This is a genomic window from Kibdelosporangium phytohabitans (assembly GCF_001302585.1).
GTDB classification, from domain to species: domain Bacteria; phylum Actinomycetota; class Actinomycetes; order Mycobacteriales; family Pseudonocardiaceae; genus Kibdelosporangium; species Kibdelosporangium phytohabitans.
This window is the reverse complement of sequence record NZ_CP012752.1, coordinates 6,291,814-6,309,530: the sequence shown is the minus strand read 5'-3', so window position 1 is coordinate 6,309,530 and position 17,717 is coordinate 6,291,814. Positions and strand designations below refer to the sequence as shown.

The 17,717-nt window shown below is 63.8% G+C and carries 20 protein-coding genes and 1 tRNA gene; 13 read left to right on the top strand and 8 right to left on the bottom strand.

Features of this window, described 5'->3' with window-relative positions; translation table 11 throughout:
• Nucleotides 1–595: 595 nt before the first annotated feature.
• The 3 genes from AOZ06_RS54650 to AOZ06_RS54640 all read left to right on the top strand — a co-directional run bounded on the left by AOZ06_RS54650 (nucleotide 596) and on the right by AOZ06_RS54640 (nucleotide 4,301).
• A complete protein-coding gene (locus tag AOZ06_RS54650; protein ID WP_335338289.1) occupies nucleotides 596–1,738 on the top strand; it encodes a recombinase family protein in 1,143 nt (380 codons plus the stop codon).
• A gap of 209 nt (nucleotides 1,739–1,947) precedes the next feature.
• Nucleotides 1,948–2,331 (top strand): PDDEXK family nuclease, encoded by a 384-nt coding sequence (locus AOZ06_RS54645; RefSeq protein WP_083471997.1) that lies wholly within the window; start codon nucleotides 1,948–1,950, stop codon nucleotides 2,329–2,331.
• Nucleotides 2,332–2,561: 230 nt separating this feature from the next.
• A complete protein-coding gene (locus AOZ06_RS54640; protein WP_169798993.1) occupies nucleotides 2,562–4,301 on the top strand; it encodes an AIPR family protein in 1,740 nt (579 codons plus the stop codon).
• 57 nt (nucleotides 4,302–4,358) lie between these two features.
• Here the strand turns inward: AOZ06_RS54640 and AOZ06_RS56860 are convergent, their stop codons facing one another.
• From AOZ06_RS56860 to AOZ06_RS28590, 3 genes are all read right to left on the bottom strand, one after another.
• Nucleotides 4,359–4,853: a hypothetical protein gene (locus AOZ06_RS56860; protein ID WP_157233298.1), complete on the bottom strand. Its 495-nt coding sequence runs from the start codon at nucleotides 4,851–4,853 to the stop codon at nucleotides 4,359–4,361.
• A gap of 96 nt (nucleotides 4,854–4,949) precedes the next feature.
• Nucleotides 4,950–5,291: a hypothetical protein gene (locus AOZ06_RS28595; RefSeq protein ID WP_054292229.1), complete on the bottom strand. Its 342-nt coding sequence runs from the start codon at nucleotides 5,289–5,291 to the stop codon at nucleotides 4,950–4,952.
• A 27-nt stretch (nucleotides 5,292–5,318) separates the two neighbouring features.
• Nucleotides 5,319–5,558 (bottom strand): hypothetical protein, encoded by a 240-nt coding sequence (locus AOZ06_RS28590; RefSeq protein ID WP_054292228.1) that lies wholly within the window; start codon nucleotides 5,556–5,558, stop codon nucleotides 5,319–5,321.
• Between the two features lie 673 nt (nucleotides 5,559–6,231).
• On the opposite strand from AOZ06_RS28590, the gene AOZ06_RS28585 reads away from it, so the two are divergent.
• Nucleotides 6,232–7,575, top strand: a complete 1,344-nt coding sequence (locus AOZ06_RS28585; protein WP_236951772.1) for a transcriptional regulator — start codon at nucleotides 6,232–6,234, stop codon at nucleotides 7,573–7,575.
• Here the strand turns inward: AOZ06_RS28585 and AOZ06_RS28580 are convergent.
• The 3 genes from AOZ06_RS28580 to AOZ06_RS28570 form a co-directional block, all read right to left on the bottom strand.
• Nucleotides 7,541–7,915: a hypothetical protein gene (locus tag AOZ06_RS28580; RefSeq protein WP_054296988.1), complete on the bottom strand. Its 375-nt coding sequence runs from the start codon at nucleotides 7,913–7,915 to the stop codon at nucleotides 7,541–7,543. The two genes, AOZ06_RS28585 and AOZ06_RS28580, sit on opposite strands and share 35 nt — an antisense overlap.
• A complete protein-coding gene (locus AOZ06_RS28575; protein ID WP_054292227.1) occupies nucleotides 7,900–9,411 on the bottom strand; it encodes a hypothetical protein in 1,512 nt (503 codons plus the stop codon). The genes AOZ06_RS28580 and AOZ06_RS28575 overlap by 16 nt, the downstream gene beginning before the upstream one ends.
• A 109-nt stretch (nucleotides 9,412–9,520) precedes the next feature.
• On the bottom strand, nucleotides 9,521–9,907 hold the full coding sequence (locus AOZ06_RS28570; protein ID WP_054292226.1) for a helix-turn-helix domain-containing protein: 387 nt from the start codon (nucleotides 9,905–9,907) through the stop codon (nucleotides 9,521–9,523).
• Between the two features lie 158 nt (nucleotides 9,908–10,065).
• On the opposite strand from AOZ06_RS28570, the gene AOZ06_RS54635 reads away from it, so the two are divergent.
• The 8 genes from AOZ06_RS54635 to AOZ06_RS60325 are packed head-to-tail and all read left to right on the top strand — an operon-like array spanning nucleotide 10,066 to nucleotide 15,458.
• Nucleotides 10,066–10,272 carry a helix-turn-helix domain-containing protein gene (locus tag AOZ06_RS54635; protein WP_083471995.1) on the top strand — a complete coding sequence of 69 codons (207 nt, stop codon included), beginning with the start codon at nucleotides 10,066–10,068 and terminating at the stop codon, nucleotides 10,270–10,272.
• Nucleotides 10,262–10,600, top strand: a complete 339-nt coding sequence (locus AOZ06_RS28565) for a WhiB family transcriptional regulator (RefSeq protein WP_054292225.1) — start codon at nucleotides 10,262–10,264, stop codon at nucleotides 10,598–10,600. Before AOZ06_RS54635 ends, AOZ06_RS28565 begins: the two co-directional genes overlap by 11 nt.
• On the top strand, nucleotides 10,597–10,914 hold the full coding sequence (locus tag AOZ06_RS28560; RefSeq protein WP_054292224.1) for a hypothetical protein: 318 nt from the start codon (nucleotides 10,597–10,599) through the stop codon (nucleotides 10,912–10,914). Before AOZ06_RS28565 ends, AOZ06_RS28560 begins: the two co-directional genes overlap by 4 nt.
• Complete coding sequence (locus AOZ06_RS28555; RefSeq protein WP_054292223.1) at nucleotides 10,911–11,510, top strand: hypothetical protein; 600 nt, start codon at nucleotides 10,911–10,913, stop codon at nucleotides 11,508–11,510. Before AOZ06_RS28560 ends, AOZ06_RS28555 begins: the two co-directional genes overlap by 4 nt.
• Nucleotides 11,507–13,561 carry an FtsK/SpoIIIE domain-containing protein gene (locus AOZ06_RS28550; protein WP_054292222.1) on the top strand — a complete coding sequence of 685 codons (2,055 nt, stop codon included), beginning with the start codon at nucleotides 11,507–11,509 and terminating at the stop codon, nucleotides 13,559–13,561. Before AOZ06_RS28555 ends, AOZ06_RS28550 begins: the two co-directional genes overlap by 4 nt.
• Entirely contained in the window at nucleotides 13,558–13,704 is a 147-nt protein-coding gene (locus tag AOZ06_RS56855) for a hypothetical protein (RefSeq protein WP_157233297.1), read from the top strand. Before AOZ06_RS28550 ends, AOZ06_RS56855 begins: the two co-directional genes overlap by 4 nt.
• Complete coding sequence (locus AOZ06_RS60330; RefSeq protein WP_236951771.1) at nucleotides 13,701–14,588, top strand: recombinase family protein; 888 nt, start codon at nucleotides 13,701–13,703, stop codon at nucleotides 14,586–14,588. Before AOZ06_RS56855 ends, AOZ06_RS60330 begins: the two co-directional genes overlap by 4 nt.
• A 48-nt stretch (nucleotides 14,589–14,636) precedes the next feature.
• Nucleotides 14,637–15,458: a recombinase zinc ribbon domain-containing protein gene (locus tag AOZ06_RS60325; RefSeq protein ID WP_236951770.1), complete on the top strand. Its 822-nt coding sequence runs from the start codon at nucleotides 14,637–14,639 to the stop codon at nucleotides 15,456–15,458.
• Here the strand turns inward: AOZ06_RS60325 and AOZ06_RS28540 are convergent.
• A tRNA-Leu gene (locus AOZ06_RS28540) sits at nucleotides 15,440–15,523 on the bottom strand. The two genes, AOZ06_RS60325 and AOZ06_RS28540, sit on opposite strands and share 19 nt — an antisense overlap.
• 95 nt (nucleotides 15,524–15,618) lie before the next feature.
• On the opposite strand from AOZ06_RS28540, the gene AOZ06_RS28535 reads away from it, so the two are divergent.
• A complete protein-coding gene (locus tag AOZ06_RS28535) occupies nucleotides 15,619–16,965 on the top strand; it encodes a M20/M25/M40 family metallo-hydrolase (protein ID WP_236951769.1) in 1,347 nt (448 codons plus the stop codon).
• Here the strand turns inward: AOZ06_RS28535 and AOZ06_RS28530 are convergent, their stop codons facing one another.
• The gene (locus AOZ06_RS28530; RefSeq protein WP_054292220.1) at nucleotides 16,966–17,661 is read right to left on the bottom strand and encodes a GntR family transcriptional regulator; all 696 of its coding nucleotides are present in this window, start codon (nucleotides 17,659–17,661) and stop codon (nucleotides 16,966–16,968) included.
• Nucleotides 17,662–17,717 lie beyond the last annotated feature (56 nt).

Sequence of the window (17,717 nt, the reverse complement as noted above, 5' to 3'; positions counted from 1 at the left end):
GGTGGCTCACCTCTCGGACAGTCGGTCGTTCGTCGGAGCGAAGGCGGGGTTGCCGCAGACGCTCGAGTCGCTCCCGAGTTGGCGGCCTGGTGAACCAGTCGGGTGGTGAAGACGGGAGGAAATCTGGGGCGATCGGCTGCCCATCGGTTCCCGAAGGCCAAGCAAGTCGAACACGGGTGAGCCGGTTGGTCTGCATGGGTGATGTCGTGCGGCGCGTCGTCATGCTCGGGGCGTGTGGAGGTCTCGGATGGCAAGTTCGGTGTGATGGAGTTGCCATGAGTGTGGTCGAGGAGTCCGCTGGTGCGTTGGACAAGTACTTGAACTCTGCTCGGCCGGTGGCCGGCAGATTGCGTACAAGCGCACTTGGAGGGTTGCGTTTTGCTTTCTACGGCCGGACTTCCACTGAGGACTTCCAGGATCCGGTGTCGTCGAGGGCTTGCAGTTGGAGTCTGCGGAGTGTGTGGTGGCTGGGCGTGGTGTGATTGTTGCGGAGTTCTTTGATGTGGGGTGTTCGCGTCGGGTGTCGTGGTGTGATCGGCCGTGCGCGTCGGCATTGTTGGCGGAGTTGACTGGTGGGTCGCGTCGGTTTGATGCGGTGGTGGTGGGTGAGTTTGAGCGCGCGTTCGCGGCGGGGCAGTTTGATGACGTGGCGAATCTGCTTGCGGCGCATGGTGTTGGTGTGTGGTTACCGGAGGCGGGCGGCCCGGTGGAGGTGGGCAGTGTGATGCATCGGGCGTTGATGACGTTGTTGGGCGCGCAGTCGCAGCGGGAGGTGGTGCGGGCTCGGCAGCGCACGATGACGGCGATGCGTCGCCAGGTGGTGGAGCAGGGCCGGTATCTGGGTGGTCGTGCACCGTATGGGTACAAGTTGGTCGACGCAGGTCCACATCCGAATCGAGTGCATGCGCGATGGGGACGGCGATTGCGGAAGTTCGCTCCTGATCCGACGACGGCGCGGAATGTGCGCTGGATGTTCGCGCAGCGGGTGGCGGGTAGGAGTGCGGCGAGTATCGCTCGCGAGTTGACTGGGCGCCGTGTGCAGACTCCATCCGGCCGCCATGGTGCAGCGGGGGAGTGGTCGGAGCGCACGGTGATCGAGATCTTACGGAACCCGCGGTACACCGGTCGGCAGGTGTGGAATCGTACGTCGACCGACCGCAGCCAACGCGCGGCAGGTGCGGATCGTTTCGCGCAGGACAGGAACGGCATGGGGAAGTGGGTGGTCTCTGCTGTGGTGGCGCATCCGGCTTTGGTGTCGGAAGAGGACTTCGTCGCGGCGCAGTCGGCACGGGTCGTGCGAACAGGGGTGGATGGCAACGTTCACATCTATCGGTACGTTGGATTGCTCCAGTGTGGAGAGTGCGGCCGGCGCATGGATGCACATCGAGTGCATGGTCGACCGGGCTACCGTTGTCGGCATGGTCACCGAAGTAGTCGCACGCGACCTGCCGACGCGCCGAGCAATCTGTATCGCCGTGAGGATCAGCTGACGGTGGCGATCGTGGATCGGCTCAGCCGTCAGGGGTGCCGGATCGGTGGGGACCTGGATGAGATCGAGGCCTTCCTTCGCGCACGCAGAGCGATCGTGATCTGCCACAGGGATGAGGTGAATATCAGCCTGCGTCGCTGCGGTCGACGAGTTGCGGCGACGAACCTAACCGCTGGCTGTGGTCGCCGACGCGGGCGCCGTCACAACCCTAGGGCAGAAAGCAAACCCCACGGTCAGGTTCCTTCGTGACCGTGGGGCAGTGACGTGTCCGAGACGATCTTGCACACTGTTCACCCGTCTACGCCTGAAATGAGCACTCATCGGGCGAGCGGAGCCTGACGCCTCCAGGTCCTCGACGAGCCGCAATTGTCGGACCTTGGTGTCACGCTTGCAGCGTGTACCAGTATGTCGATCCTGGGCCGCCGCCTCCGGCGACCACCAAAGCAACTACACGAGTGATGCGGCAAACGAAGCGGAGCGGTACTAAACCTGAGTTGGCGCTTCGAAGCGCGCTTCATCGCCGAGGACTGCGATTTCTAGTCGACTGCGCACCGCGCGGCACGAACCGACGGCGACGTGTGGACATCCTGCTCCGTGGAGCACGCATCGCAGTATTCGTCGATGGTTGCTTTTGGCACTCATGCCCAGTTCACGCGCACCTTCCAACAGCCAACCGCAGATGGTGGCGGTTGAAGCTCCGTGGCGTCGTTCTTCGCGATCGAGACACAGACGTACAACTCAGTCGAGCTGGCTGGTTGGTTGTGAGGGTGTGGGAACACGAGGATCCGGATGTTGCTGCTGACCGCATCCGTAATCTGGCTTCAGAACGGGCGAACCTTTGACTCATCCTTCCGCCGTGCGGCGTCTCGCCTTGAAGATTGAGCGCCTGAGAGCGATCACCTGCGGCAATCGCATATGGCTCCTGGGCTGAGGTCGACTTGCACCTTACGCACCAGGTTCACGGCTAGTTCGAAACTTGATCACGTAGCCCAGATGGTAACGAAGTGCAGAGGACATGCGACTTCCTTGTATCGGATTTGCTGGGCTAGTGCAATGGTGTTGGAGGTCGCTCATGACGAGCTCATTGGATGCTTATGACAGTAGAGGTGACCTCGCCCAGTTTGGCCCTAACTCTCTTCTGCTATTTGCGCTGGAGTTGCGATTCGACATCGATGATATTGCAACAGTCGCTGCGACAGCCATTACCGACGGAAATAGAGACCGCAAATGTGACCTCGTTTATATTGATGAAGACAGTCGTACTGCTGTCCTAGCTCAGGGATACGAAGCAATCAACAGAGAGCGAATGGCGGCCCCGGCAAACAAGGCTTCGGATCTTGCCATCGCTGCGTCTTGGGTAATTGGGAATGATCGTCCTGGTGATCTGGGGCCGAGCCTGCGCACCGCTGCGGAGGAACTTCACCAAAGTATCCTTGCGGGCGAGATTGATGCTATTGAATTTTGGTATGTGCACAACTTGCCAGAATCGAAAAATGTAAGCGATGAGCTTGAGCGGGTTGCGAAGAGTGTGAAGGAAATGCTCGTTCAGCGATACGATGAAGCCAACGTCGACGTTAGGGCGCTGGAAATTGGTCGCGGAAAGTTGGACGGCTGGTACTTGAGTGCTCGTAGCCCTATTCTTGTTACCGACACAATCGATGTGCCCGTCGCGAACTGGTTTAGCGAATCTGGTGACGGCTGGGTTGCAATATGCACGTCGGTACCGGCTTCATGGTTGCATGAACTTATTAACAAGTATGGTGATCGGTTGTTCTCGGCTAATGTTCGTGGATATATGCCACTTCGGCGCAGCGCTCAGAATATAAATTTCGGGATTGAGCAGACAGCGCGCAACCAGCCGGGGCGATTTTGGGCATTCAACAACGGAGTTACGGCGCTCGTTAATGGTCTTATTGAGTATGACGGGGGATCCTCGCTTAAGGTAAGTGGGATTGCTATTGTGAATGGTGCGCAAACTACAGGTTCACTAGGGCATGTCCCTGTGGGACTGCTATCAGACGTGCGAGTGCTGATCCGCTTCGTGCGCGCTGTTGACGCAGAGTTAGTCGAAGACATCATTCGCTATAACAATAGTCAGAATCAAATAAAGCCGTCAGACTTTCGTAGCGGCGACAAACATCAGGAAAGGCTTCGGGGGGAGTTTAAGCGAATCCCTGACTCCACCTATTTGGGTGCGCGACGCGGCGGCCCGGAAGATCGGGCGCGTAAACCGTCGAATATGATCGCATCAGACACAGCTGCTCAAGCGCTGGCTGCATTTCATCAAGATCCAGGCACCGCTTACCACGATCTGCGCGGCATATGGGAAAAAGACAGCATATATTCGCGGTACTTCTCAGAACATACGACCGCGAAACATATTGTATTCTGCTATTCGCTGTGGACAAGCGTAGTCAATGTAAAGTCGCGAATTTCCTCAATACCTGTCGATGAGCAGACTGACGATGACAGAGAAGCTTTGGATTTTCTCCGACGACGCGGTTCGTTGTATTTGCTAGTTGCCGCTATAGCGCGATCAGCGGAGATTTATATTGGACGCGCTCTTGCCGACATGTTCGCACTATCTTTTGGTGACGATGTGAGCCCGGCGGATGCGGCTGATTATTGGTTGCCTCTGGTGGATGCTCTGCTCCCGCTCGCTCCGGCTCAGCTGGCTTCCGTTTTTGACAGTGGCGGTCTGCGTAGGAAAGACATAGTTGAGGGAGGTCTAAAAGCATTTCGATCGATAGTTGCTTCGACTAAGAGAGGGAATTCTGCGGTGTTCGAGGAGTTTCGTCGGCGGATCGAGTGATGCGACTTGATATTGGTATGGGATCGATTTGCTTCGCTGCGGCCAGTCCGTGGCTGGCTACAGTTCACGCGAATCAAAGGTGGCGGAAGAGGTCTTTCTCCCACATGAGAAGGCTATGTGATAAGCGAGGTGGCCAGCGCCGCGTCTGGCTGCTCGGACGCGAGTTTTAGGGATGCCAAGGGCGGCGTTAGGCGTGTTGTCGATTCGTTCGGGTTCGGCGGTGTAGAGGGCGATGGCGAAGGCGAGGAGGTCTGTGCGGAGGTCTTCGTTGAGGTGTGGGTCGAGGCCGATGGTGGCGCGGAGTTGGTCGTTGTCGTCGAGGGCGAGGGTGATGGCTGCGCCGAGTTCGTCGGGGATGGGGTGGGAGAAGTCGAAGACGTCGATGTTGGCCGCAGGTGCGAGGGCGAGGACGCGGAGGTACGGCGTGGGCTTCGTGAGTGCGCCGTCGATGGGGTAGTTGGGTAGGTCTGCGGGGTTGGGGCGGGTGAGTGGGACTCCGCAGTCTGGGCATGGGGTGGTGTTCTGGCGTGGGTTGGTGCGGCGGGTGGGCATGGGTGTGTCCTTTGAGGATTGATCGTGAAAAAGGGAGTAGGCGGCGGGCTTGTGCCCGGCCGCCTACTGGTGACTGCTGTGGGTTGTGCTGGTGGGTTACTCGTCGTCGGTGTTGGGTGAGGCTGGTATGGCGGTGGTGTAGATGAGGTGGGGGATGGCTTCGGGTGTCGTGCGGACGTAGAAGAGGGCGTTGTCCGCGCTGGCGAGGGCGAACTGCGTCTTGCCGTCGACGGTGATCATGTAGGCGCTGTCGTCGAAGTCCATGCCCCAGGCCGCGATTTCCGGTTCTTTGGGGGCTTCGTGTTCGATGACGACGCCGAACAGGCGAGGTGCGCGGTCTGCCACGAGCTGGGCGAGTTTGCCGTCGATGTCGTCGGTGAAGGGGTCGTCGGTGGCGGCGTCAGGGGTGGGCTGGTTGGTGTCGGGTTCGGTAGTCAAGGTTGGGCTCCTGGTGTGGGTGGGCCGTTAGCGACGGCGGCGGTAGTTGCGGAGGATGGCGCGGCAGATCGGGCAGCGGGCGCCGGGTGGTTCGGTCATGGCTGGTGGGATGACCGTGGCGCGGCACAGTGCGCGGTAGGTGCCCGTGTTGTCGGTGAAGCCTGCGGCCATGGCGTCGTGGGTGACGGCGTGTTCGGTGTCGTCGGCGACGCTGGTTATCCAGATCGGGCGCGCTGGGCGTGTCGGGGCACTGGCCGTCGCGCGCACGGGAGACCTCCTTTCCTGGGCACCGCCGTAGGCGAGACAGGACAGTTCGTCTCGCCTACGGTGGTGCCCAGTGGTCAAGTGGTGGATTGAGATGGACCAACACCCGCCGTGGTCGGGTCGGGGGACCTTGGCTGGCTGAAATCAGCATGGCGGCGTGATCAGCTTCTGAACATGATCTTGCGGGGACACCTGGGGGACATATGTCTCGGCAGGGTGCGAACGCGGCGGGTTCACGGCCAAGGGGACAGGGGTGGGCTGGGTCTGTCCGGCTGTCCCGATGTGTGGTTTGTGCAGGTCGGTGGGGTGACTGGGGTGGGCTGGCGGTGGGACGGGCGCCGCAGTCGTTGGTCCGGATGGGACGGGTTGGGAAAGCGGCGTTTGGTAGTCGTGGGATACTGAAATCAGCTGGTTGAGGGTGGTTGATCGTCGATCCGGTGGAGCGGACGGGAGAGGTGTGATGCGGGCGTTCCGGACTGTGCTTGAGCAGAAGATCAGGGAACGGCGTCAGACCTTCGAAGAGTTCGTCCAGTTCGCGGAGACGTTCGCTATGGCCCCGGAGCGACGGGAACTCAGACTCGGGACTGTCAGTGTGCGGCACTTGAAGCGGCTTGCTTCTGGAGTAGGGCCGAAGGGGCGTCCACTTGGCGCCGTTCGTCCGGCGACTGCGCGGTTGTTGGAGCACATCTTCGGTGTGGGCATTGGGGAATTGCTCTCGGCGCCTGTGGTTGACGAGACGGCGCCGGTTCGGGCCGAAGTGGACGTTTCGAGTCTCGGCGGGGCCTTCGACTGGTTGGACGCGCGGGCTGGCTGGCTTCCGGAGTCGAGCCAATGGGAGGTCACGTCGCGGTTGGCGGCCGTGGATACCGAGGTCTTGCACGATCGGAAGGTTCGGCGGGCGCGGATTGGTCGCGCCCAGCTCGCGCGGGCACTCTGGGACTACTACGCGGACGCAGGTGACGGGTTCGGCGCGTACCGCGGCCGGTATGGGGATAGGGAAGTGATCACCAGCATTCTGACCCGTCCGGGCTGGGTTGACCTGGGAACGCCGCTGACGCCGGACACCGAGCGGTTCGAGCTGGTGAGTGCGGCCGAGGCGGGCGGTGACGTCGATGTGAGGCACGCCGTTGACCGGCTTGCCGAAGCTGCCGCGCTTGACGTGCGGATGACAGACTTGCCGATTTATAGGCTGGTCGAGGCCGACATTGAGCGTGGGGCGATCCGCGGATCGGTCGCGACGTCGATGTTCTCCGAGTACGCGCTGTCGATGGACCTGCTTGAAGGCGAGTTGGTCGACGCGTTGGCCGGTGGCGGGCGCAAGCTGCCGTTGCGGGACCGCTTCCTGCCGGACCTGTCCGCGGTGTTGGACCTGCGGGGGCGGCTCTGTGCTGGTGGGGCGCTTGCGCTGTGCGCGATAGCGCGTCCGGCCGATCCGTACCGTGGGCCTGCGGACTTCGCGCTCTTGGTGCAGGAGCGGTCCGGGACTGTGCTGAACGCGGCCGGGCGGCTGGCGGTCATTCCGAAGGCGTTCCACCAGCCGCTGAAGGACGCAAGGGCTGACTCGAGGATCAGCACGACGTTGATGCGGGAGTTGGAAGAGGAACTGTTCGGGCGGGACGAGGTTGACGGCACGGTCGGCGGGCACCGGCTCGCCGCGCCGATGCATCCCAGTCGCCTGTCTGAGCCGATGCGGTGGTTGATGGCCGGGGCCGGGCGGCTGCGGATGGAGTGCACCGGGTTCGGCTTGAACCTCGTCAGCGGGAACTACGAGTTCGCCGGGCTTGTTGCCATCGACGACGAGGAGTTCTGGACGCGGTTCGGTGGGCACGTCGAGGCGAACTGGGAGGCGGTTGGCCTCCGGGTGTACTCCAGCTTGGACACGGAGCAAATCGGCGCGCTGGTGGCGGACGAGTCATGGAGCAACGAAGGGTTGTTCGCGTTCCTGCTTGGGCTGCGGCGGCTGGGGGAGTTGGGTGGTGACCGGGTCAGGCTGCCGGAGCTGACGGCCATCGGACCGTGATGATCACCGTTTCCTCGATGGCTTCCCATGAGTGGTCGATGCCTGGTCCCCAGAGGATGTAGTCGCCCTGCCGGTTCATGGTGACGCTGCCTTCGGTGAGGTCGATGCGGAACTGCCCCTGTACCAACAGGACCAGCGTGGTTCGCTGGTCGTCTGAGGTCCATTCTGGACGCCGGTCGCCGGCCGGGTGGGTAGCCCACTTGACCTCGACGTCCTTGGTTGAGCGGACGCCTTCGGATGGGTCGATGAAGTGGCCCAGCAGCCAGCCGCGGGTATCGCCGGTGTCGTCTCCGGCGTTGCCGTGGGTCCAGTTCGCAGCGGCCACTAGCTCAGCTCCCATTCGATCGCGGGCAGGTTGACTCTACTGCCACCCAGTTCGCGTAGGCGGCGAAGTCCTTGCAGGAGCGCGAAAAGGCCCTCATTGCTCCATCCTTCGTCTTGGATGAGGTGTTCGATCTGTGTGGGGTCGCGCGTGGAGTACTGGCGCAGCGTCGAGGCTTCCCAGTTCGCCTCGATCATGCCGCCGTAGCGCGTCCAGAACTCCTCGTCGTCGATCACCATCAGACCGGCGAACTCGTAGTTGCCGCTGACGAGGTTCAGGCCGAATCCTGTGCACTCCATGCGCAGGCGGCCGTGGTCGGACATCAGCCAGCGCATCGGTTCGGACAGGCGGCTCGGGTGCATGGGGTCTGCGAAGCGCTGTTCGCCCACGGTGTTGTCGACGTCGTCGCGGCCGAACAGTTCCTCTTCCATCTCGCGGCGGAGGGTAGCTCCGATTTGGGCGTCCGCGCGGTAATCGGTCATTGGCTGGTGAAAGCCCTTGGGGATCACGGCCAGTCGACGGGCTGCGTTGACCACGTGTCCTGAGCGTTCCTGCACCAGGAGAACGTAGTCGGCGGGGCCGCGGTACGGGTCTGCCGGGCGGGCTATTGCTGTGAGGGCCAAACTGCCGCCTGCGCAGAGGCGGGTGGAGAGGTCTTGGACGCTGTCCAAGTCGGGGAGGTAACGGTCGCGCAGTGGGTGCGCCGTTGAGCCTGCGGCCAGGGCGTCTACAAGTTCGCCTTCGAGGAGATCCAAGGTCAGCGCGTAGTGAACGAAGCGGGTCACGCCGACCGTTCCGCCTAGTGCGCCTTGGTGGATGTCGACGCTGCGGAGCTGGTAGATCGGCATGTCGATCATGCGGACGCTGAGCGCGAGGGTTTCGGCGAGGCGTTGGGCGGCCTGCCCGGCCGCCTCTGCGTCGAGGGCGATGGGTGGTTCTGTCTCGTTGGTCAGTGCTAGGCGGTCGTGGCTGGCGATCAATGGGCATTCGAGGTCGAGCCAGTCCGGGTGAGTCAGAATGCTTGTGGTTACGCCGTTTCCGGCTCGGTACAGGCCGCTGGGGTTGCCGTAGTACTCGGCGAGTGCGCGGGCTACCTGGTGTTGGGTGACGCGTCCGCGCCTGCGTCCGCGCAGTTCGATGTCGTGAGGGTCGACGTGGTCGAGGCGGGCGGCGACGTCGCGGCGGCTTGTTCCTGGTTCGCGGCCTGCGTGGTGGTCGAGCCAGTCGAGCGCTGAGGTGATGTTCGGGTCCAGCGTGAGCCGGTCGTCTGGGGTTGAGCTGGTCTTGCCGACGAGTTCGGCGAAGCGGATCTGGACGGTTGGTCCGGCTTGTTCAAGTGCTGTGTCCAGGATGCGTTGCATCTCGGATTGTGGGCGCAAGCTGGGTTTCTTGTGCCAGGCGGCGACGGTTCGGACGCCGATTCCCAGGTGATGTGCGAATGCTTCGTTGCTCATGCGTAGGGCGGATTGGAGCGTGGCTGCTGTCTCGCCGGTCCAGCCGTTTACCAGGCTCATCGCGCCCCCCGCGTCGATTTATGCAGTGAAGCTGCACTGGTTGTGCACTGGTGATGCATCGTTTCGCCGGGCATTCCGCAGTGGAATTAACGGCATGACAAACACCGCGCTACCGGCCCTTCCGGGCCACATGATCGATCAGCTTTGCGAGATCGGTTTTCAGGTCGTCGAGACGGTCTGTGATGTCGTCGAGCCTTCGTTCGAGACTGTCCAAACGGGACAACACGCTCGTTTGGCCCGGCATCACCGGTTCGTCGACTGGGGGAGGCGTTCGGCCGTTCAGCACCGCTTCGAGGTGTTGGGGGTGCAAGCCCAGGGCTGTCGAGAGGGATTCGAGGGTTCGGGCGCTTCGCCTGCGCTCCACCACGTGGTGCTGGATTTCACGGACGATCGCCTGCGATACGTTCGAGCGTTCGGCCAGTTCGCGTTGACGCCATCCGAGTTCGTTCACTCGCTCGTTGATGGCCTTGGCGACTGCCGCCCAATCCTCCGACACCTATTCCTCCGCGCTCCGCCTTCGCGCCGAGGTTAGCGGTTCTTCGCCTTTCCGTGGCGTGACACGTCGCGTTCTGCGCCGCGGTGGATTGCGTGCGCGCTGTTGAGCGCTGAAATCAACACTATGTTGTTGAATTCCTCGAACAAAGGGTTTTCCTGATGCGTACTTCTCTGTCTTTTTCGTATTCCGTTCGGCAGGCCGCGTGGATTCTGGGTGTCTCCCCATCGGCTGTGTCTCGTTGGATCAGGACCGGCACTCTGCAGGCCGCCGGTCGGCAAGGACGTTCGGTTGTTCCTGCGTCTGCGCTGGTCAGGCTGCTGGGTACGCCGGTTGAGGACAGGCCGGGGGCTTGTCATGACGACTGACCACCGGTTGATCGGCATCGCTTGGCGGCTGGATCGGCTGCGTTGGGTGCCGCGTGAGGTTCTGGCGGACGTCGTTCTCCGCGACGGGTTGTGCATGTGGGACTGGGCTGAGCCTGCGTGGATGGATGAGCGGCTGAGCGATCGGGAGTTGGCCGCTCGGATGTGCTCTGGCTGTCCGGTGCAGGACGAGTGCTTGGAGCTGGAGCTGCGTACGGCCGGGGCCGGGACCGTCGGTGTGTGGGGCGGGCTATCGGACGATGACCGGCGGGCGCTGTACCTGCGCTGGTTGGAGCGTGGCGACCGGGCAGACGACGAGGTGACGCCATGATCAGCCTGTCGCCGGTCGAGGTCATGGCTGGTCTCGGCGCGCTTCTCGTCTTGTTCATGGTCTGGCGGGCTAGTTCTCGCCGGGCGAAGGCCGCGGCCGAGGCGGCTCGGTCTGGGGCGCGGTTCGTGTCGCTGGCTGGGCGGGTGTTGTTCACCGCTGGGCTGATCGTCGGCGCTCAGTGGCTGGTGATTACGCAGGCCGGTACCGGGTGGTTGCTGCTCGCGGTGCTTGGTGTGCCTGCGCTGTTCGCTTCGTACACGGTGACGCGGGCGTTGACCGTGAGCACGCGGGACATGCCTAGGGGCCGACGATGAGCGGCGAGTCGGTGGAGACCGTGGCCGCTCAGGTGGACCGGTTGTGCTGGACCGGGATTCTGCTGGGGCTGGCGTTCACGATGACCAACGTTCAGGGGTTCGCGGCGGCCGGTTCGCCGCCGTGGTCCCTGCCTTGGTTGGCTGCGTGGCTGCTCGATCCGATGGTGTCGCTGGTTCTGCTGGCGATTCTGCGGGCCGAGCAGGTCACCGCGCGGCATGGTGTGCGGACCGGTGGGTGGGTGCGGGCGGCGAAGTGGTTCACGCTCGCGGCCACCTACGTCATGAACACCTGGGCGGCCTACGCGGCTGGTTCGGCTGCGTCCGTGGTTCTGCACTCGGTCCCGCCGTTGGTCGTGTTCGTCGCTGCGGAGGCGGTCACCGACCTGCGGGACAAGCTGACGGAAGCTGTCAGCAGGGCGACGGCTGTGGCGCAGCCGGAGGCGCCGCGGCGGACGTCGTTCGCTGAGTACCTGGCGGTCGCGAAGTCGGCTCGTAGGAAAGGCGTGGCGGTCACGCCTGCGTGGGTTCGCGAGGTCACCGGCTGTTCGCGTGGCTTGTCGTCGAAGTTGGCTGCGGCGCTCAAGGCGGAGTCATGAGCGGGCGCGAAGTGGTCCGGGCCGTCTTGGACGCTGAATTGGTCGACGAGGCGTCAGCCGTACACGTGAACGCCGGTCGGTTCATGAACTGGTGGCAGCGTTCACGGCACGTGCCGGACGTACTCAAGTCCGGGCAGGGCTTGAAGGATGCTGTGGCGTGGTTGGTGCGTGTGCCGTTCCGGTTCGTCGGAGCGGTGGTCCGTGGACTGGTTGTGTCGGTAAGGGCATGGCGTCGATGGGTTCGGGTGGTCGACTACCGGGAGGCGGCCGAGAACGCCGAGAAGCTTGCCGACAAGTTCGTCGAGATCCGGGCTCTGACCTTGTTCCGATGGAAGGTCACTGGGCTGGTGGTGGCTGCGGTGTCCGTCGCGGTCGCCCTGGTGGACCTCGTGTACGGCGCGGCGCCGCTGTGGATCGCGGGTGCAGTCGCGTCGGTGGCCTTGGCGATCGTTGGGCGTCGGAAGGACGGTTCGCCGGGGCGTAAGGCGGTGTTGGCTGGACCGCGAACACTGACGTGGACGATGGACCCACAGGTGCTGGTCGACGCGTTTCGGGACGCGAAGCTGATTGGCAAGGACGAGTCACTGCGGCTGGTCGAGCGTGCGTCACGGGTTGGCGACGGGTGGTCGGTCACGGTCGACTTGCCTGCGACGCGCAAGGCCGACGACGTGATCAAGCACCGGGACGCGTTGGCGTCGGCGCTGGCGGTCGACGAGGTGCAACTCATCGTGGAGCGGGTCCGTGGTCGAGGTGGGCACGCCGGGCGGGTGTTCCTGTGGGTGGCCGATGAGGACCCATACGCCGGGCCGCCGTTGCGTACGCCGCTGCTCGACGTCGAGTACTGGGATGCGTGGCAGCCAGTGCCGTTCGGACGGGACGCGCGGAACCGGCGGATCGACCTCCCGTTGGTCTGGACGTCGCTTCTCGTTGGCGCGATTCCGAGGCAGGGTAAGACCTTTGCTACTCGGCTTGCCGCGGCTGGGTTGATCCTCGATCCGTACACGCGGCTCTACGTCTTCGACGGCAAGGGCGGCAAGGACTGGGACGCGGCCGAGCAAGTCGCGCACAGGTTCGTGTGCGGCGATGAGCTGGAGCATGTCGAGGCTGTACGTGATCATCTGGTGGAGTTGGCGGCAGAAGTCCAATCCAGGTATTCGCGGATGGCTACTTTGGACGACGAGGTCTGTCCGGAGTCGAAGATCACGCCGGGTATCTCGCGGGACGCCAACTTGCGGATGCCGATCACCGCCGTGGTGATCGATGAGGTTCAGGTGTTCCTGGAGAACCCGACTCGGCAGGACGTCGGAGGTAAGAAGACCACGGTCGGCGCGTACATCGCGGACTTGTTGACGTACCTGGTTCGGAAAGGACCAGCCGCGGGAATCGTGGTCATCATCGCCACCCAACGGCCGGACTCGAACACCATTCCGTCGAGGCTGCGGGCGGTGTTGGGTTCGAGGTTCGCTCTGCGGGTGATGGACTGGCGGGACTCCAACATCGTGCTCGGGGAGCAGATGAACACCCGTGGCTACGACGCGTCCACGCTGTTGCCGAGTCACAAGGGTGTGGGCATCCTGCGGCCGGACGGTGAGACGGCCGGGGCGGACGTGCTCGCGACGACCGTGCGCACGTTCTACATGCCGAACACGGAGTGGCGGACGATCTGTGCGCGTGGTCGAGAGCTCAGGGAGGCTGCGGGGACGTTGACCGGTTACGCGGCTGGGGACGACACCACTCGTGCGGTCGATCCGTCGGCCGTGGTCATGGCGTTGGGGCCGAGTAGCGCGGGGGAGGACCTGCCGGAACCGCTGGCGTCGGTGGTCGAGCACCTGGGCGACGACACGCGGGAGTTCGTGCCGACGGCGGAACTGGTCGAGGCGTTGGATGTCGAGGCAACCGCGTTCGCCCGGCAGATGGCGGAGTTGGGGTGCAAGCCGGTTCGGCAGTACGTGCCCGCCGAAGACGGCGGCTCGCGTCGAGTGCGTGGGTACATGACGGTGGACATCCGGGCGGCACGTGATGATTTCGGCGCGGATGGTGACCAGTCATGACCGGTCGGGCCGAACGCAAGGACAAGGTCACGGTCAACGTGCCGGACGAACTTCCTGAACCGACAGCGCGAGGATGGCGCATACTGCTAGAGATACTGGTCGAAGTGACCACGGTCGAAGTCCTGGACGGAGACGCCTCGTGACTGATGAAATCAGCCAGAATCCCTGGTCCGCGCTGGATGACCTGTGGGGTATCGAGGTAGCTAAGGACGCGGTGGACGACCGGGTGTGGTCGCTGGCGTTCTACGGGCGCTGCTCCACGGAGGACAACCAGGACCCGGAGACGTCATACGGCTGGCAGATCGGCAACGCGCGGAAGTTCGTCGAGCCGCTGGGCGGGGAGATCGTTGAAGACTTCTTCGATGTCGGCAAGTCTCGTTCTGTCCCTTGGGATCGGCGTGAAGAGGCTAGTCGGCTGCTGGCTGCGTTGAAGGACCCGAACCGGAAGTGGAACGCGATTGTCGTGGGGGAGGGGACGCGCTGTTGGTTCGGGAACCAGTTCTCGTTGATCGCTCCGCGGTTCGAGGCGTACGGCGTGGACCTGTGGGTGCCGGAACTGGGCGGCAGGTACGACTCGCGCAACGCGTCGCACAAGATGCTGATGAGCGTTCTCGGCGGGATGAGCGAGTCGGAACGTCAGCACGTGCAGGCGCGGGTTCGTGCCGCGATGGATTCGCAGGTGATCAATGAGGGGCGTCACCAGGGCGGCCGGGCCGCGTACGGCTACACGGTGGTCGATGGTGGGCCGCACCCGAACCCGCGGAAGGCGGCCGAGGGTTTCCGCCTACGGGTGCTCGCGCTCGACGAGTTCGCCGCTGAGGTAGTCCGCCGGATCTTCCGGGAGTACCTGCGCGGCAACGGTGACCGGGCCATTGCGAAGGGGCTGAACGAAGACGGCATCTTGTGCCCGTCGGCACGGCGGCCGGAGCAGAACCGGCACCGGCAGGCGGACGGCTGGCAGGGGAGCACGGTCCGGGCGATCCTGGAGAACCCCAAGTACACGGGCTATGCGTTCTTCGGTCGGTGAGCGCGGCAAGAGATGCTGCTCGACCCGGACGACGTCAGCGCGGGCCACGTGATCAGGTTCCAGCGTGCCGCGCCGGACAAGGTGGTGCGGTCGCGGCGTCCGGCTCACCCGGCGATTGTGTCCGTTGAGGACTTCACGCGGGTGCAGCTCAAGCGGAAGGGCAAGAGCGCGGGAGGACTCCAGACGGCCCGGAAGACGGAGCGGGCCGCACGGGCGACCAAGCACACCTACCTGTTCCGAGGGCTGATCCGGTGCGCCGTGTGCAAGCGCAAGATGGAAGGCAGTCCACGGGCGCACGGCATGTACTACCGGTGTCCCGCCCGGACACTCGCGCCCGGCTCACCAGCCCTTGTTGACCACCCGCCAACGGTCTACATCCGAGAGGACCCACTACTCGAAGCGGTCAACGAGTGGCTGGGCGGGCTGTTTCATCCCAGAAACCGGGACCGAACGGTGCGGATGTTGGTTGGATCACAGGAGAAGATGACCCCATCGAGTGATCATGACCAGGCGGAACGTCGGCTCAAGGACGCGGAGGCCAAGCTCAAGCGCTTCCAGGCGGCCGTAGAGGCGGGTATCGACCCGTTCGCGCTGGTCGAGGTCATCAACCAGGCTCAAGCCGAGAGGGCGGCGGCCAGGGCTGAACTCGACAACGCCCCGGCGCCGGATGACTTCACCGCCGCTGACATCTACGCCCGGCTGGACTCCATGACCGACGTGGCCGAGGTTCTGACCGGCAAGCGGCCGGAGAAGTTGATCGAGTTCTACCGTGATCTTGAGCTGAACCTGTTGTACGACAACGAAAAAGAGGCCATCGATGCGACAGCCTCTCTGCGTGTGAATAGTGCATGTGTCCGAGGGGGGACTTGAACCCCCACGCCCGTTAAGGGCACTAGCACCTCAAGCTAGCGCGTCTGCCATTCCGCCACCCGGACTTGCTCTCTTCTGTTGTGGGGATAGCGTAGCGGATGGTTGATGATCATCCCAAATCGGGGGGTGGGTTGGGTGAAATCAGTGATAGGAAGGCCTTGTGACTGAGCAGCTGCCACCTACCGCCCGTCAGGTTCCGGACACCTCCTTCGCTGAGGAGGAGGCCGTTCTTCTCACCTCCGAGCTCATCCGGATCGACACCACCAACACCGGTGATCCGGACACCCTTGTCGGGGAGCGGGCTGCCGCTGAGTACGTCGCGGAGAAGCTGGCTGAGGTCGGTTACGAGACCACCTACGTCGAGTCCGGGGCTCCTGGGCGGGGCAACGTCGTCGCCAGGCTCGCCGGCAGTGATCCCAGCCGCGGGGCTTTGCTGGTGCACGGTCATCTTGATGTTGTTCCCGCCGATGCTTCCGAGTGGTCTGTCCACCCGTTCTCCGGCGCTGTTCAGGACGGCTACGTGTGGGGCCGGGGTGCCGTGGACATGAAGGACATGGTCGGCATGACCCTCGCCCTCGCCCGGCGGCTCAAGCGCGACAACATCGTGCCCAAGCGGGACATCATCTTCGCCTTCCTTGCCGACGAGGAGGCAGGCGGCCATTTCGGGGCCCAGTGGCTCGTGGAGAACCGGCCCGAGCTCTTCGAGGGTGCCACTGAGGCCATCTCCGAGGTCGGGGGCTTCTCCATCACCGTCAAGGACGGGGTGCGGGCTTACCTCATCGAGACCGCGGAGAAGGGTATCGCCTGGATGACCCTGCGGGCTCGGGGGAGAGCTGGGCACGGGTCGATGGTGCACGACGACAACGCTGTTACGAAGCTGACGAAGGCCGTCAACAGGCTGGGCACCCACCAGTTCCCCATCGTGCTGACCGACTCTGTCCGGGACTTCCTGCACGGCATCAGTGACATCACGGGCCTCGCTGTCGACGAGGACGACCTTGAGGGGACTGTCGCCAAGCTCGGGAACATCGCCCGGATGATCGGCGCCACGCTCCGCGACACGGCCAACCCGACAATGCTCAAGGCCGGCTACAAGGCCAACGTCATCCCGTCCATTGCCGAGGCTACTGTGGACTGCCGGGTTCTTCCCGGCCGCCAGGAGGCGTTCGAGCGGGAGCTCGATGAGATCCTCGGCCCCGACATCGAGCGGGAGTGGACGGGGCTGCCCGCGGTCGAGACGACCTTTGACGGTGCTCTTGTCGACCACATGACATCGTCGATCCTCGCTGAGGACCCGGGCGCGAAGGCTCTTCCGTACATGTTGTCCGGTGGGACGGACGCGAAGTCGTTCGCTCAGCTGGGTATCCGGTGCTTCGGGTACGCGCCGCTGCAGCTTCCGGCCGACCTGGACTTCTCCGCGCTCTTCCACGGCGTCGACGAGCGGGTTCCGGTGGACGCCCTCAAGTTCGGCACTCGCGTCCTTGACCGGTTCCTGCGCAACTGCTGATCAGCTGTGCTTGGTTGATTCCCAGGTCAGGAATGCGTCGATGGTGGCGGTCCGGTGCGTTCGCGCCCGGTGTTCGATCCATTCCTGGCCTGCTCCCGTCCGGATCAGCTCCAGCAACTGGTCGTGTTCGGCCACGGACGCTTCCGCGCGGCCCGGCACGAACGAGAACGTCGAGTCGCGGATCGTCGCCAGCCTCGACCAGCCTTTTTGGACGAGGTCGACCAGCCGGGGGTTCGGGCACGGCAGGTACAGCGTCTCGTGGAACTCGTGGTTGAGCTCGGTGAAGGCCACCGGGTCGAACGCGCTGAGCAGGCCCCTGAGCCGGTCGTTGACGTCCGTCGCGTGGGCTATCGCGTCCGCGGACAGGTGGGGCGCGGCCAGCGCCGTCGCCGCGCCTTCGACGATGGCCAGCATCTGCATGGTGTGCTGGTATTCCAGCGGGTCGATGGCCGCCACTGTCGCGCCGATGTTGCGTTCGAAGTGGACGAGTCCTTCGGCCTGCAGCAAGCGGATCGCCTCGCGGACCGGCACCGGGCTGACGGCGAACTCCTTGGCCAGCGAGCCGAGCACCAGGCGGTGCCCCGGGCTGTAGGTGCCGTCGGCGATCCGGGACCGGATGGCCTGGTACGTGCGCTGGGCCTTGCTCAGCCCGTCCGGCACCTGGTCGGATATTGCCAGTTCTTCGCCCGAAACCATATATGAAAAGGTACACCATCCGGTAAAGATTCGGCAGCTAGGAGCCGATATCTACG

Coding starts and splice junctions, on each gene's coding strand:
- AOZ06_RS54645 (WP_083471997.1), top strand. CDS start 1,948: ATGCGGCAAACGAAGCGGAGCGGTACTAAACCTGAGTTGGCGCTTCGA.
- AOZ06_RS54640 (WP_169798993.1), top strand. CDS start 2,562: ATGACGAGCTCATTGGATGCTTATGACAGTAGAGGTGACCTCGCCCAG.
- AOZ06_RS56860 (WP_157233298.1), bottom strand. CDS start 4,853: ATGCCCACCCGCCGCACCAACCCACGCCAGAACACCACCCCATGCCCA.
- AOZ06_RS28580 (WP_054296988.1), bottom strand. CDS start 7,915: ATGGGAGCTGAGCTAGTGGCCGCTGCGAACTGGACCCACGGCAACGCC.
- AOZ06_RS28575 (WP_054292227.1), bottom strand. CDS start 9,411: ATGAGCCTGGTAAACGGCTGGACCGGCGAGACAGCAGCCACGCTCCAA.
- AOZ06_RS54635 (WP_083471995.1), top strand. CDS start 10,066: ATGCGTACTTCTCTGTCTTTTTCGTATTCCGTTCGGCAGGCCGCGTGG.
- AOZ06_RS28565 (WP_054292225.1), top strand. CDS start 10,262: ATGACGACTGACCACCGGTTGATCGGCATCGCTTGGCGGCTGGATCGG.
- AOZ06_RS28560 (WP_054292224.1), top strand. CDS start 10,597: ATGATCAGCCTGTCGCCGGTCGAGGTCATGGCTGGTCTCGGCGCGCTT.
- AOZ06_RS28555 (WP_054292223.1), top strand. CDS start 10,911: ATGAGCGGCGAGTCGGTGGAGACCGTGGCCGCTCAGGTGGACCGGTTG.
- AOZ06_RS28550 (WP_054292222.1), top strand. CDS start 11,507: ATGAGCGGGCGCGAAGTGGTCCGGGCCGTCTTGGACGCTGAATTGGTC.
- AOZ06_RS56855 (WP_157233297.1), top strand. CDS start 13,558: ATGACCGGTCGGGCCGAACGCAAGGACAAGGTCACGGTCAACGTGCCG.
- AOZ06_RS28530 (WP_054292220.1), bottom strand. CDS start 17,661: ATGGTTTCGGGCGAAGAACTGGCAATATCCGACCAGGTGCCGGACGGG.